Origin of the sequence: Flavobacterium dankookense (assembly GCF_004362665.1) — a bacterium.
Lineage (GTDB): Bacteria > Bacteroidota > Bacteroidia > Flavobacteriales > Flavobacteriaceae > Flavobacterium > Flavobacterium dankookense.
This window is the reverse complement of sequence record NZ_SNXR01000016.1, coordinates 129,897-144,656: the sequence shown is the minus strand read 5'-3', so window position 1 is coordinate 144,656 and position 14,760 is coordinate 129,897. Positions and strand designations below refer to the sequence as shown.

Sequence of the window (14,760 nt, the reverse complement as noted above, 5' to 3'; positions counted from 1 at the left end):
TCTATCGATCCTGAGACAGGAAGAAAATATTACACGAATATATTTATGAAGGAAAAATAGTTTGATTATTGTTTTGTTTGATTTTGACAGATCGTAAAACCCATCACCTCTAATGATGGGTTTTTTTATTTAAATCCTAATTTTGATTTAAGTTTTAAAAACAACAATGCAATGGAATAAGCATCATCTAGAGAAGAATTTCGATCACTTTGCGGAATTTTATAAGCTTTAATCAATTCGTCTAACGAAAAAGATTTATTGGTAATGTCATATAATTTTTGATGCATTATTTCAATATCTAGCGCTTCATTTTTCAGTTTTCCACACTCCATTTTTTCCAAAGCTTCATTTATCATTTCAATGTCAAAATGTATTCTATGTCCAACAAGTGTTGCATTTCCGATATATTTCAAAAGTTCTTCAATGGCATTGTGTTCTGTAAATTTTGGCTGTTTGCTTTCTATCAAAAATTCGTTTGATAAACCATTGTCATGTAGATATTTATACTGCAGAATTACTAAATTCAAAGTATCATTAACTTTTATAACATCAGAGACAACACCAATAGCTCCAAATGATAAAATAACATCATTTTTTGGATTAAGACCTGTTGTTTCGGTATTTAACACAACATATCGCTCTGATTTATCTTTGAATTTCATTAGATATTCTTTCCAAAATTCAGGATATTCTTTGTTGATATTTTTTATCCAGTCAAACATTATGAAAATTGAGTTAGTTGGTATTTATCTTTGATTAATTCTTCTAAATCTTTCATTGGATTTAGTGCGTTTTTCAGCTTTTCTCTATCTGCTTTAGATAGTTCTTCAATGTTTATAAAATCGCCATTGCTGTCATTTTTTAAACCTTCAAGAGTTCTAAACTTTGATAAAACTAAAAATGCTTCAGCACAATTTATGTAAGTGTCGGTGTTTTTTGGATCAGTGATTGCCAATTGTTTAAAGCGTAAATAAGTGTTGTTTATTCCTCTTAAATTCATGCTTATGGCAAACAATCTTGCGCCATCAACTAATGGCATGATAGCTTTATTTTTGATGTCAAACTTATCCTTGTTTTCGCCTTCTTCTTCTAAATTGAATTTTTTGAAAAAGTTGAGTGGAGGATTTTTTCTCAAAGCATCATTACCAAGAAAATCAAAGAATAGATTATTGTTTTTGGCATTATTAAAAATAGTATCAGTAATAGTATCCTCAATTTTGTTTTCGCCAAAGACAATTTCATAATCAAAGAATATACTACTAATTTCATTAGATTTTTCACCTGGAGTTTTCATCCAATTGTTGTATTGTTTAATCCAGTCAGTCAATGATTTACACCAAAGCATATTGCTTGCAACATGACCGTTTAAGCAGCTTATATAGCCAACTTTTTCTAATATAGAAATAGCTCTTTTTGCTAGTTTTAGGAAATAATCTTTAACATCACGATATTTATCTTCGGCAACATCTTCAAAAACTAAAATACTATCTTGATCAGTCAATAATAGTTGTTCTTTTCTACCTTGACTACCAATACTTAGCCATGCAAATCGGGCTGGAGGTGAACCTAAATCTAAAATTGCTAATTCAATAGCACGTTTATTTATTGCAAAAATTATTTCTCCAGATATATTATATATGTGTTGTAAAGGAATATTCTTTGCGATAGAAGTTTGAATTAAATCAGTGAGCTTTTCTCTAACTTGTTTTAATTCTTTAGCCGATAATGAGCGCTTTATTTCTTTAATTAAAACACCTGGATTATTTGATTGCGCCACAACCAAATCATGTTCAGATATTACTCCTTTAACTTCAGACTTGTCGGAACCATCATTAGTAACACAAAGGTGACTGACATTATGTTTTAAAAGTAACAACTGAGCTTCGGCTACAGACACATTTTCGGCAACGGTAATTACAGGTGAAGCCATTATTTTTTCAACAGTAGAAGTAAGGGGAAATCTACCATTTGCAATTTTACATCTCAAATCTGAATCAGTTATAATTCCGATAGGGTAATTATTATCAATAATGATTGCACTGCTAGATAAATTTTCGGTCATTTGCTGTGCCACTTCTTTAACGATAGAATTTACACTTACTTTTAAAGGTATTTTATTGTAACTTAATGATTGAAAATATTGAATTTCGCCAGAAGTTTGGTCGTTATAAATACTATCTGTTACCAATTTTCCACTATTTTCCTTATCAAATGAGTTTCTTGTATTGGAAGCAAAACTTTCAAGTAAAAAGTCAAGTACATTGGCATTTAAAGAAACATAGGGTTTAAATACTTTAATTGGAATAGCATAAATAATACAATCTTCGCGTGCTTTTGCGGTCATCATGTAATTATTCTTGGCAAAGAAAGGTCTTAATCCAAAAACATCACCAGCATAACATTTATTTAATAAAGTTTCCTCAGCATCAGCAATAAATGATAGATTTAAAACTCCTGAAGCTACAACATAAAAACTGTCATGAAGCTTATCATCAATTTTGAATAAAGTTTTATGTTTTTCTAAATTGATAACACCAATACTTTTGCTAACCTCAATAAGTTCATCATAAGTTAAATGACTAAAAGGTGGATATTCTTTTAAAAAATTAGCAATATTCTCAGCTACGCTATTCATAAATTATAATTTTATAGTTACAAAAATAGTGAAGATAAGTAGTATAGCATCTAAGTTAGGTTATTTTTATAAACATTTTCTATTTTACATAATATAAATTATAGTTCAAAATAATATTGATTTGATGTTTAAGAAAACAAAAAAATAAATTATAATATGATAAATAAAAATAAATAAAATTAAAAATCAAAGCATTAAAACAGACTTATAAACAATTGAAATCGTGTATGTTAATAACTTTTTTGTTTTTCAAATAATTAAAAACTTACAAAATATACATTATATTAAGGAATAATTCTTATAAAATTAAGCTATTTTTGCATTTCATCGATTTTTGACGCAAATTTTTACCATTAATCGATTAAAATTGCATTTAATCTATATAGATTTGCATTGTAACATTATTGTTTCCCAAATCCAATTTTGTTATGTGGAAATGAAGTTAAATAATTTTAAGTTAAACTAAACCTACACGATTATGAAAAGAGTTTTTACTTTCATTGCATTATTTTTGCTAACATTAAGCGCAAATGCACAGACAACATCAGTTAGCTATACTGAATCAACGGAAAATTTTTCAAATCCGGAAAGAGGCTTTTATCATCACACTGAAACAAATTCAGCCAATTATTCTCCATTGACACAATCATCATTGGTGAATTATAGAAATAATGAGAAGATAACTTTAATATTAAGAGTGTTTTATTTAAGTGACTTTTTAAATACACCTATTTCACAGTCCTACTTGGATAATATGCGAAATGACTTTAATAAAATTAGAAATGCTGGTATTAAATGTGTTGTACGTTTTGCTTATTCAAGACAAACAACTCTCGGACAAAGAGATGCTTCAAAAGCACAAATGCTTTCTCATATTCAGCAACTAACTCCTCTTTTACAAACCAATTCGGATGTGATTGCTACTATGCAAGCTGGTTTCATAGGTACTTGGGGTGAATGGTATTATACGGATCATTTTGGAATGAACCCTACTGCTACTGATTATGCAAACCGTAAAGAAATTGTTGATGCATTATTAAATGTACTTCCTACAAATAGAACCGTTCAAATTAGAACTCCGAAACTGAAACAAAAATTATTTAATACTAGCACAGCTATTACTCAATCACAAGCAATGTCAACAGCTAATATTGCTAGAGTTGGTCATCATAATGATTGTTTTCTTTCTGATGATACTGATGTTGGCACTTACACAAATACCGCAACGGAATATCCATACTTAGCGCAAGAAACAAAATTTCTTCCAATGGGTGGAGAAACTTGTGACTTTGATCCAAATCGTTCTAATTGTGATGTTGGTTTGACTGAAATGGCACAATTCCACTGGTCATACATGAATATTGATTATTATCCAGAAGTTATTCAAGAGTTTGGAGAAAATAATTGTCTTAATGAAATAAGAAAAAGACTTGGTTATAGATTTAATTTAACTTCAGGTTTATTTCCAGCTAATGCCACTTCAGGACAACCTTTATCAATAAATATAAGATTAAAAAATACTGGTTTTGCATCTATTTACAATGATAGAAAGGCATACATTGTTTTGAGAAACGTTATTACTAATCAAGAATACTCTGTTGTGTTAGCTTCGAATCCACAACTTTGGTACGGTTCTGGTGAAATTGTTATAAATGAAAACATAACATTACCATCTAATATGTCTCAAGGAAATTATGATTTATTTTTAAATCTTCCAGATGAGGCTGTTGGTTTAAGTAATAGACCTGAATTCTCAATTCGTTTTGCTAATAATGATGTTTGGGAGTCTACAACTGGATACAATAAATTAAATGCTAGAGTTAATGTCTCTCAAGCACTTTCTATTGCTGATAATAATAGAATTAATCCTGTAATTTATCCTATTCCAGCAAATGAAGAAATGATGGTAGAAATGGAAAATATCTCTGACTTCAAAGTTACGTTATTCAATACACTTGGTCAAAACTTTGGTATAGTGACTAACGTCGTTGATAATAACAAAATTTCAATAAATACTCAAAGTTTATCTGACGGTGTTTATATGATTAGATTAGAGAATGGTAATATCAATGCTACTAAAAGAATTATAGTAAAACATTAAGATATAAAGATACCTACACTTGAATCGGGGTTGAGAAATATATTTTCTTAGCTCCGATTTTTTTTATCTCTTTTTGCGCTTTTTCAAACTATGTTTAATTCCAAATTGAACTGCATTTGAGTAATATTCAGATTGAATAAACAATTCTGCATTGATGGAAATCTCAGTGTAATCAAAAAGTAAATAATTAAATATTCCGCTAAATCTTTCGAAATGATCACTAAAATCGTCTAAGAAATATGAAGCTTCAACTCTCATATTGAAATCATCTTGCTCCTTCCCTATTTTAAATGCTAATCCACCACCATAATAGAATCGATCATCCAACATCCAAAATGGATAACCTGTTAGCAACTCAAATCTATTTCTATCCGCAAATGAACCTTGCGAATAAAAACTTTCTATAAATGGTAATAATTTATATTTTGGCTGACTTCCTGTATCATAAAATATTTTAGCAGAAATAGAACCTTCATAAGCTTCATCAGTACTTATATTAGTGTTGATAGAACTACTTTTATTATAGAAATTCCCTTCGGCAGCAATGTTTGCATTCAAGAATTTAAATAAATAAATGTCTTGGAAATAATTCATTTGAAAACGATAAATGTTTTTACTGTGAGCGCCACCAGATTCAGCAGGAGCAATTTTTAGTTCTAACGACCTGTAATTTTTGTCTTTGGAGAAATTGGCTCCAGCAGTATATTGGAAAAATAATTTATCTTGATCACTATATTCTAATCTACCCGATGTCCAATAGTTTATTTTATTTTCAATAACGGCTTTCTTAAATTTATATTCTAAACCAAATAATGTATGTGTTATATTATGAGTTGGATCTTTAATCTCTTGATCTAATTCATACATTTTACTAAAAGTAGCTCCGATACTGTGAATATTCAATTTCTTGTCAAAAATATTATACGAAAGCACATTACTAACTGCAGCATTGTCTTCTCTATTAGTTTCTAAAGAACTTATTAAATTTAAGTAATTTCCAAATTCTCTTCTTTCGCTTTTTAGAATTTCTTCTAAAACTTTAGGATAAAATAACTCTGAATGGTTTTCTGCTAAATCAAGCTTTAAATCTCGTTGCTCATATACTACATCTGTATTAAGCGTTGCTCTAAGTGTTTCTTTTTCTGCAACATCATTAGGCAAAGAATTGGCTATTATCCAAGCGTTTTTGAATTTACCATTTTCATGATAATAAGAACTCATTAATGCCTTTGCAGCATAATCTTCGGGATTTTTGGCAATATGTTCCGTATATTCTTTTATTAATTTTTCGTTAGCTTTTGTTTCAATTAACCAATTCATTTTAGTTACAAAATCAACTTCTTTACTATATTTTGACCAATCAAATGCTTTTGTCAAATTATTTTTATCAGCATACAACCATGTAATTTGAGTAGCCAAATTTTCATATTCACTTGATGGCTCAATATCTTCAAGGAATTTCAAAGCATTATCAGGTTCATAATCAAGAAGATACTCAAGATATAGTATTTTAGTTTCTTGAGAATTGTCAATTTTTAATAGTTTTTCTAAAGCATCTTTGATATTTTCCTTATTTTCTGGCGAATTAAAACTTGCGATATAATCACTAAGAATTGATTTGTCATCAGGTTTAGCGAGCATTTGCATGCGTAACCATTTTTCTCGTTCTATTTCTGTTGGATAATCAACAATCTTATTCAATTCAATTGAATACAATACGTTTTCTGCAGTTGGAAATTTCTTTACATGTTCGTCTAGCATTTTCCAAACTACATTTCCTTTGTCTTCCCATGTCATGTATTTGGTATATTTATTCCAAACTTCTGCATCTATTTTAGGAGTTGAAATCATTTTTTGTTTCAATGCTTCAAGTTCTTTTTTGAAATCTTCTTCCGAAGTATCAACATAAACTTGCACTGTATTAAATTCGATAACTTTCTTTGTATGCTCTGCATAATCAGCTCTAGCATCCATTTGAATTGTAGCAAGTAATAGTTTTTCTTCTGGAGTTTTATAATTCAAATCAATCATTTTTAATTTTGAATTATTTGTAAAAACCGAATATAAATATCCCTCAAGAAAAGGTGTCTTTTTGAATACAGCTTCTTCTTTTTTAAGCTGTGTTTCTATTTTTTTAGCATTTTCATTACTTCCATACAAAAACCAATATTGATTTTCTGTTATAGACTCTTCGTTATTTAATTCCTGAACTAAATATTCTCCATCACCAGTTGTATGTTTAAATTTAGATGCTCGCCAATCATTTACAAGAAAACCACCATCAACACCATTAACAAAACGCAGTTGAGGATAACGTTGTGTCATACCTTTGATTAGGTCTTTAAATAATGGATACATAGCTCGATTAGAGTTTTTTGTTTTATACCAACCTAATGATTCAGTGTTTCTTAACGAATAATTTCCTTGGCTCATGTTATTTTCGCCTGGAATTTGAAAAACATCATCTGGATGGACAAAGTGAACCCAAATTCCTGTATATAAATAGACCGAATTAAGTGCAAAATTGGCATCTTCTTTTAAATAAAAACCACTTGCCGTTCTAGGGAAATCAAACAGTTTTGGTTCAAGAGGATCAAAATCAAATTCTCTGTTTCCACCTTCTTTGAAATCCCCATTATATATACTACACATAAATTTAATTGAAGGCATTCCATTAGTTAATTGTTGCATCCCTGTTTTATCAATATGATTTGAGGGTGGAACATAAGTCATAGGTAATTTTCCAAAACCATTAATTCGCCATTTTTTTTCAGCTGAGGCTAAAGCTAAACGCATAAACTCTGGATTTTTCCAATCTTCTTTAACTAAAGAAACGTGGTTATATCCATGAAAACCTAGTTCATGTCCATTTCTTAAAATGTCTTTAGAAATCCAATTACTCAGAATTTCTGTTTTGTTTTTTATTTTTACTTTTTCGCTATCCCATTGATTAAATAAAAACGGTGGTTGGATATTTGAATCGTAGTCGAAAGTAGTTAGAGCTACATATTTTATGTCAAACTCATCGGCTAGTTTAACCATATCTGGCCAAAAAGTTTTATAAACATATTCCGAAAGGCTTTGCTTTAATTCCGATGCAATTGGTTCTTGCATAACATCATACACAGGCGATGGAAAATCATCAAGATGAATTGTGTTTACGTTTGCGATTGGATATGGAATTCCTTCTAAACCTTTTAAAATTCCAGCAAAAAGTAAACCTCTATCTGACTTCTCGTTATAATTTGTAGTATTGTAAAAAATGACTTTTCCCTTGCCAATTGTGTTTTCTGTGATTAGCGGATAGTAATCATTATTTGCTGCTGTGGCGTGTATTTTTATATTTTCAATAAAATTATTTCTTTTCAAACCATAGAAAATAATTTCTTTTCCAAACTTTTTTTCCTTGTAATTAGGCAACATTGGAATTCTGAAATTATAGCCAGCTGATGCAATATCGATAGCTAAATCGGCTTCTGGTTTTAGTCCGATTAAAAATGAAAATCTTGTATCTTCGCTATTATATGGAAGGTAAAGTGTTCCGCCTTTTGATACAAAATCTACAATTTTTTCAATTGTTGCTACGTTTATTTTTTTAGTGTCATAAAAACCTAAAACTCTTATTGATTCTGGAATTTGTCCTCCAGAATTCCATTCTTTTAATGAAACACTTTTGATACCTAATTTTGTATAATCGCAAACTTTTTTAATGTGATTAAAAGTTTTTACGTTTTCTAAATCATTATTATCTACTATAAATTGAATTAATGGTGGATTGTCAGGAGTTTCATTATTGTATCTTCTTAGCTCTCTATCATCATTATCTGAATTAAAAAAATCAAATTCATCCGACTCGGAAAGTTTTTCTAATTTTCCACAGCTAGATAATATCAAAACAAAAACTGTTATAAATAAAAATGAAATATTCTTTTTATAGTAGGTGAAATTATTTCTCATATCTTATAGATTAAGTCATTCAATCTCGATTCTTTGGGCTTATTTATGATTTCATATACATCGAAAGCTTCGTTCTTGTATATTATTTCAATTTTTCTTCCTCTATTTCTTAAAGTTTGAAGTTGACGTTCTAATTCCGATTTAAATTCAAATCCTTCATCAATAGAGGTCAAACTTTGTGGCTTTTTTTTATAAACGAAAACGATGACACATTTTGGCAAAACATAATCAGGATTTTCTCTGAAGAATTTTTTATTTTTAATGTTTTTATAATACAAATGATCTTTTTGCAAATAGTCTTCTAAGAAATCTTCATAGTTAATGAAAAAGTGTTGATTTGTGCTGATTGCATGTGCTGAATAGGCATTAACTACAGCATAAGAATAAGGAAAATATTCACTAGAAATATTTTCATAAGCGTTTAAAATCAGTCTGGCTGTTGTATCAGATTGTTTTATTTTTTTGAATTCAGGTTCTTGAAAATAAATCGCTGAATACACTAATCCAAAGATTAAAACAACTGCAAAATAAGGTTTTACAACTGTTGCTTTTTTATAAATTGGATACGTTATTCTCAATAAAACGGCAACCAAAATTCCTATGAAAATTGGAATGTAAATAGCAATAGCCTGTTTTACCATTTCAGTGTCAATCCACTCATTATTTACATTACTTAATAATATTAAAAAAATAAACAATATTAAAAATGAGAATGCTTCATGCCAGTTTTCTTTAAATCCATAAGTCAAAATCAATAAAAAAAGCAGCAATCCGATTGAAATTAAGATATAGTAAAGCATCAAAACATTATACGGCAAAATTAAATGAGGAAAATAAGTATATGAACTTGCTGCTATTAAACTAGAATTTAAAAACATTTCAAAGTCATATTCTAAGAAATAACAAGACATTCCATAAATAACTGATAATAAAACGGTAGCAATTAAAAAGGCTTTTAAAACAATAAAATTATAACCGTTGTATTGTCTTTTTGAAAATAAAAAACCAATTACTAAAAAAGGTAAAACCATTATCAATAGAGTGAATATATCTATTAAACCAATAGCGATAAAGGCAAAAATAAAGTTCAAGAAATAGTTACGCTTATTAAATTTTAGCAACTTTGGATTGAGATAAAAAACCATTCCTGGAATAGCTATTGAGAGAGCTAAAAACATCGGTTTGTGTTGCAATATATATGAAATGTTTATTGGTGACAGAACATAACAAAGCGCAAAAAATAAACAGGCAACAATTGGTGCAATTAATTTTGAAGCAGTTATTTTACTTACTGACCAAAAGATTAATATTCCAATTAGCACTGATTCAATAATTCCCATTGATTCTAGAGCTATTTCTGGAGAAATACTCGAAATTTTGCTATAAAAATTGATTAAAGCTAATTCACCAACAGGTGTTACTCCATTATAAAACCAACGTTGTCCATCAAAATCAATAACCGTTTGAAGCTCAAGCATCCAAAGATTAGAAAGCGCATAAACATCATATTTTGTAAAATAATATCGGCTAAAAAAAGTAATAAAACCAAGAGTTACTAACAGTAATAAAATCCACAAACGCTTTTTCTTAGTTTTTGAACTTGTTCTAGTGTTTATATAATAAGACCATTTTTTTTCAAGTTCGACATTTTTAATGAGTTCAAATGTCTTTTGTTTTATTTTATTACTTCCAAAAGCGAGTGATTTACCAATCAAACGAATTCCAACATAATCAATGAAGATAAAAACAACAAATATTATTATAACATTAAAAAGATTATAAATTCCCAGTTGTACTAAAATAAATAATAAAATAGTCAATAAACTACCGTATTTAAACCATTGATTTGCTATGAAATCAAAGATGTTTTCGGGTTTATGATAATTGACAAATTTTCTGTTAAGATAGAACAATACCAAAACCAATAGACAAAGTCTAACGAAACCAAGTGCTATGGTAGTTGAATATATCATTATCTATTTCTTAAAATTAGGGATTGTTTGTAAATCAATTTTGCCGATAAAGTAATCTAAATTATGTTTCTTTAATCGGTTTACTATTTTGTCATACAATGATTTTGTATCGGCATATTCAACTAATACAAATCGTGTTTTGAATTTACTTTTTAAATCGTTAATTCGTTTTATATAATTTTCAAATTCTTTTTTATCTCGTAAACTGTATTTTTTATCTTTAAAAGTAAAACTACTTGCCACAGACTCAACTACTACTCCATCTATAAATTGATTCGTTTGATCTAATAATTCTAAACCCGCATTTTGGAAAAATATTTTCCCAGGATATTTTTTATTCATCAATTTTAAAAAAGCGATTAATTCATTTTTATCTGCTTTTTGTGGTCCAAATTGTGTGAAATTGTCAATGTTATCCAAAAACATTCCATCAAATCCTTTTTCAAAAGCATCATCAAATAATGATAATAATGTCTTTTTTGTTTTCTCTGATTTCAAGTCTAAATAGTAACTATCCCAATTATTATTCTTTCCTAAAACTATATCTTTTAATTCTTTATAATGCTTTGCTTGACTGTTTACTTCTCCTAAACTGATATAAGCTAATACATTTTTATTTGTTTTTTTTATCGTTTTAATTGCTGCACTATTATAATTTAAAGGTTCTAAAATAGCATAAGTATAATTTTTTATAGTTTCAGCTTTAACCTTTCCGTAGCAAAACAGAACAGTACTCTTTTCATCGTTTTTACTGAAAGTACTTGGCATCAAAATCGAAGGCAAAAGCCATAGGAAAAACTTAATACGCTGCATAATAATAGTAATCGAGGTTCTTGAAAAACTTTCTGTTTTCAACAAATGTGAAAAGCATATAAAAGACTGATCCACATAGCATTCCAATCACACTAAATTCATAAGAAACAAATCTACTTAAAATAAATCCAACTATAATGTTTATAAAACAGGATATAACAATTGCTTTTACAGGTTGGTTTGGTCTTCCGAGGGTAAACATATATAGCGAGTTTAACATTCCCCAAGCTAAGAAGAAATAACCTATTCCCGCAATTATACAAACCCGAATACTAACACTATCCAATACTTGATTGAACTGACCTTTGTAACCCCAAGAAGCAGTTATTAGAAAATAAATCAGGATAAAAATCAAAACACATGTCAAAAAAAGCAATAGTATATTGAACCAGTACATTTTCATGAATTGCTTATTGAACTTTTCAGGTGTATCAGAAGATGTTACTTTCTGACCAATATCCAAAAACTTGGTAAAAGAAACAATACTATACTCCAAAACTCCTGTCATCAGAAGAAAAACCAATATCGCTAAATCCATTCCAAGTTCATAGTCTTTTTCAAAATAGATAATTAAAGGCAATTTACCTTCTGTATCTGATGTCCAAGCTAGAATTCTATCAATAAAAATGAATATATATACCGCAGTTCCATAAAAGAAATATTTATAGTTTTGGTATAATAAAATTGGTGTTTTAAATTTAATATTAGTATGGACTTGATTTTTTCTAATTTTATATTTAAAGAAAATATTTAGAAAAACTAAAGCTATAATTATTGCACAAATAATACCTATCCAATGTGTTACATAGATTAACAATACCGTTTGCGATTTTACATAAACAGCTAATGCAGTTCCAGATAAAATGGCTACTGAAATTACCCATCTTTGTTTTATTGTATGCAGTGGTGCAAAAACTAATAGTAATAATCCAATCAAAAAAGCATAAGTAAATATGACAATTAAAAGATTGAAGGGAAATAAATGGAAGAAAATATTAAAAAAAGAGATAATAAAGATGACAAATAACAAGCTTATTGTACCTTTTTTTATAAGGTAGAAAACCGTTTTACTAACCATTTCATAATCGTCATAATTCCAATAAAATGTAGCTTGCCTTCCAATAACTTGAACAAAACCACCAGTTACAATAAGACCAACCATTACGCCAAGGACTACAGCTGTTGATTGAATTTCATTGAACCCAACATAGGTCCAAAGCGAATATCCAAATAAAATAATGGCTGCAATTTGAAGAAAAACGGGTAAAAGGTGAAGAATTCCTAAAGGATAATGTTTTGCAAAAAGTTTGGTTTTAACCAAGAGATAATCAGAAACTTGAATTGTTTTATGATTTTTTATTTCTTCTCGTTCCTTTACATTTTTTATATCCTGATAATCCGGAAGTGCATTTATTTCTCTGAAGATATAATCTGCTAAAGATTTAATAGATTCAAAACCAAAATCCTCTGGAACATCGATGTCGCGAATACCTAAAGACTCAATAGTAGCCATAACTACTCTGGTACTTACAGGTTTACCAACCTTATCTTTGATGTTTTGCATCAAAAATTCTATGTTTTCAAAGTGATTTTTCATTGTAGGTAGGTTAGGGCAAAAATGAAAACTCTTTTATATAAAAAAAAGGGTTACGAAGCTTCCTGTGCTTCTTGTGCTTCCATTTGAATAAATATTGGGTGTGGTACTTGAACTTCTTTTTGAGTCATTACTTTCTCATAAGCATATTCATAACCTTTTATGAATTTATCAATGGTGAAGTTTTCAATTACTTTTTTACGAGCATTTCTACCCATTTGTAATCGTAACTCTTCGTTTTGAAGTAATTCAACAACTCGCATTCCAATTTCAACGTGGTCTTTTGGTTTACAAATAAATCCACAACTTGAATCTAATGCTTCAGAAACACCACCAACGTCTGTTGCAACAACTGGTATTCCGCAACTCATTGATTCAATAACAGTATATGGAAATCCTTCTGAAATTGATGTTAGGATAGAAATATCGCCTTCACAAAATAATTGGTGAGGTTTTGAATGATATCCAGCTAATTTAAAGTTGTCTTCAAGTCCTAGTTCAGCAATTAAATCATTACATTCTTTTGTATATTCTGGAACTGCATTGTTATCACCATAAACCAAATATTGAACATTTGGTATTGATTTTTTTGCTTCTCCACAAGATTTAATCATAGTGATTACATCTTTCAATTCAAAAATTCTAGCAGCAGCAACTACAGTTGGTACATCTCTAAATTTTTCTGGTTTTGGAGCTGGAGCAAATAATTCGTGGTCAACTCCATTGTAAATAACATCAATTATTTCTGGGTTTGCACCATACATTTTTTCCCAAATCATATTGAACTTGTTTACAGACAATATCATATCAGCTTTGTAATAAACCAATTCCGTGATACTTTCTGAAAAACGAATTAATAATTTTTTCAAGAAAAATGAATATTCTGATGAATTGATAGCAATAAGTCTTTCTCTGATGAAAACACCATGTTCAGTTGCTACAATTGGAGTATCGTATTTGTATTTTAAAACTAAAGCTGGAATTACTGGAAATCCAGAAATAGTTAAATGTGATATATCAGCTTTTGGAACATCAATAGAAAGTGGAATTAAAAAACGATAAATCCATCGCATTCCTAATGTCAAATCGTATAATGTTGCTTTCTCGTTGTCTTTTGAAATTATTTCTTTTACAAGTGAACAAAATGTTTTCCAAACTTCTTCATGAAGCATTGTTTTTTTGTAATCATGTGTTTGGAAATATTGCCACATTGAATAAATGATAGCATCAAAATCTGAAGCAACTCTGGTATCAGAATAAATACTTTTAATTAATTTTCTGAATGTTGGAATAAATTTCTCAACTAAATCTTTATCGTCAGATCTTTCTTTAGTTCGAACAATTTTATAAAACTTTTTACCATAGTCAACCATTTCTTGTGGTTCAAGTGGTGACCAAAGTGGAACTTGAATTACATTCTTAACGTTTTCGCCTAATTCGTATTTAGGTTTCAACTCAAAATTAGCGTTAATTGAATATAATGAAAAGTTAGCATTATTAACATCATTACACAACATATGTGACCAAGTAGAAACTCCGCCTCCGTTAAATGGGTAAGTTCCTTCTAAAATCAATAATACATCGTACTTTTTTTCCATGATATTCAGTTTTATAATCTAATCAACAACTGTTAAAATTATTTTTTCTTGTGTCGATTATTTTTGACTAATAATAACATGACAAATTT

8 protein-coding genes are annotated in these 14,760 nt (G+C 28.9%); 1 reads left to right on the top strand and 7 read right to left on the bottom strand.

Annotated features, from left to right (window positions below):
* Positions 1 to 125: 125 nt before the first annotated feature.
* The gene (locus BC748_RS12230) at positions 126 to 722 is read right to left on the bottom strand and encodes a 3'-5' exonuclease (protein ID WP_133533785.1); all 597 of its coding nucleotides are present in this window, start codon (positions 720 to 722) and stop codon (positions 126 to 128) included.
* Entirely contained in the window at positions 722 to 2,635 is a 1,914-nt protein-coding gene (locus tag BC748_RS12225) for a DUF294 nucleotidyltransferase-like domain-containing protein (RefSeq protein ID WP_133533784.1), read from the bottom strand. The genes BC748_RS12230 and BC748_RS12225 overlap by 1 nt, the downstream gene beginning before the upstream one ends.
* 478 nt (positions 2,636 to 3,113) lie before the next feature.
* Here BC748_RS12225 and BC748_RS12220 point away from each other — a divergent pair, with 478 nt between their 5' ends.
* Entirely contained in the window at positions 3,114 to 4,736 is a 1,623-nt protein-coding gene (locus tag BC748_RS12220) for a T9SS type A sorting domain-containing protein (protein WP_133533783.1), read from the top strand.
* Positions 4,737 to 4,799: 63 nt separating this feature from the next.
* On the opposite strand, the gene BC748_RS12215 is transcribed toward BC748_RS12220, so the two are convergent.
* From BC748_RS12215 to pelF, 5 genes are read right to left on the bottom strand one after another with little or no spacing between them, the layout of a single operon-like run.
* The gene (locus BC748_RS12215; RefSeq protein ID WP_133533782.1) at positions 4,800 to 8,693 is read right to left on the bottom strand and encodes a DUF2194 domain-containing protein; all 3,894 of its coding nucleotides are present in this window, start codon (positions 8,691 to 8,693) and stop codon (positions 4,800 to 4,802) included.
* Entirely contained in the window at positions 8,690 to 10,666 is a 1,977-nt protein-coding gene (locus tag BC748_RS12210) for a hypothetical protein (RefSeq protein ID WP_133533781.1), read from the bottom strand. The genes BC748_RS12215 and BC748_RS12210 overlap by 4 nt, the downstream gene beginning before the upstream one ends.
* A 3-nt stretch (positions 10,667 to 10,669) precedes the next feature.
* Positions 10,670 to 11,479: an endo alpha-1,4 polygalactosaminidase gene (locus BC748_RS12205; RefSeq protein ID WP_133533780.1), complete on the bottom strand. Its 810-nt coding sequence runs from the start codon at positions 11,477 to 11,479 to the stop codon at positions 10,670 to 10,672.
* Positions 11,466 to 13,076: a polysaccharide biosynthesis protein gene (locus BC748_RS12200; RefSeq protein ID WP_133533779.1), complete on the bottom strand. Its 1,611-nt coding sequence runs from the start codon at positions 13,074 to 13,076 to the stop codon at positions 11,466 to 11,468. Before BC748_RS12200 ends, BC748_RS12205 begins: the two co-directional genes overlap by 14 nt.
* 50 nt (positions 13,077 to 13,126) lie before the next feature.
* Positions 13,127 to 14,671 (bottom strand): GT4 family glycosyltransferase PelF, encoded by a 1,545-nt coding sequence (gene pelF, locus BC748_RS12195; protein ID WP_133533778.1) that lies wholly within the window; start codon positions 14,669 to 14,671, stop codon positions 13,127 to 13,129.
* Positions 14,672 to 14,760 lie beyond the last annotated feature (89 nt).

Coding starts and splice junctions, on each gene's coding strand:
- pelF (WP_133533778.1), bottom strand. CDS start 14,671: ATGGAAAAAAAGTACGATGTATTATTGATTTTAGAAGGAACTTACCCA.
- BC748_RS12215 (WP_133533782.1), bottom strand. CDS start 8,693: ATGAGAAATAATTTCACCTACTATAAAAAGAATATTTCATTTTTATTT.
- BC748_RS12225 (WP_133533784.1), bottom strand. CDS start 2,635: ATGAATAGCGTAGCTGAGAATATTGCTAATTTTTTAAAAGAATATCCA.
- BC748_RS12230 (WP_133533785.1), bottom strand. CDS start 722: ATGTTTGACTGGATAAAAAATATCAACAAAGAATATCCTGAATTTTGG.
- BC748_RS12210 (WP_133533781.1), bottom strand. CDS start 10,666: ATGATATATTCAACTACCATAGCACTTGGTTTCGTTAGACTTTGTCTA.
- BC748_RS12205 (WP_133533780.1), bottom strand. CDS start 11,479: ATGCAGCGTATTAAGTTTTTCCTATGGCTTTTGCCTTCGATTTTGATG.
- BC748_RS12200 (WP_133533779.1), bottom strand. CDS start 13,076: ATGAAAAATCACTTTGAAAACATAGAATTTTTGATGCAAAACATCAAA.
- BC748_RS12220 (WP_133533783.1), top strand. CDS start 3,114: ATGAAAAGAGTTTTTACTTTCATTGCATTATTTTTGCTAACATTAAGC.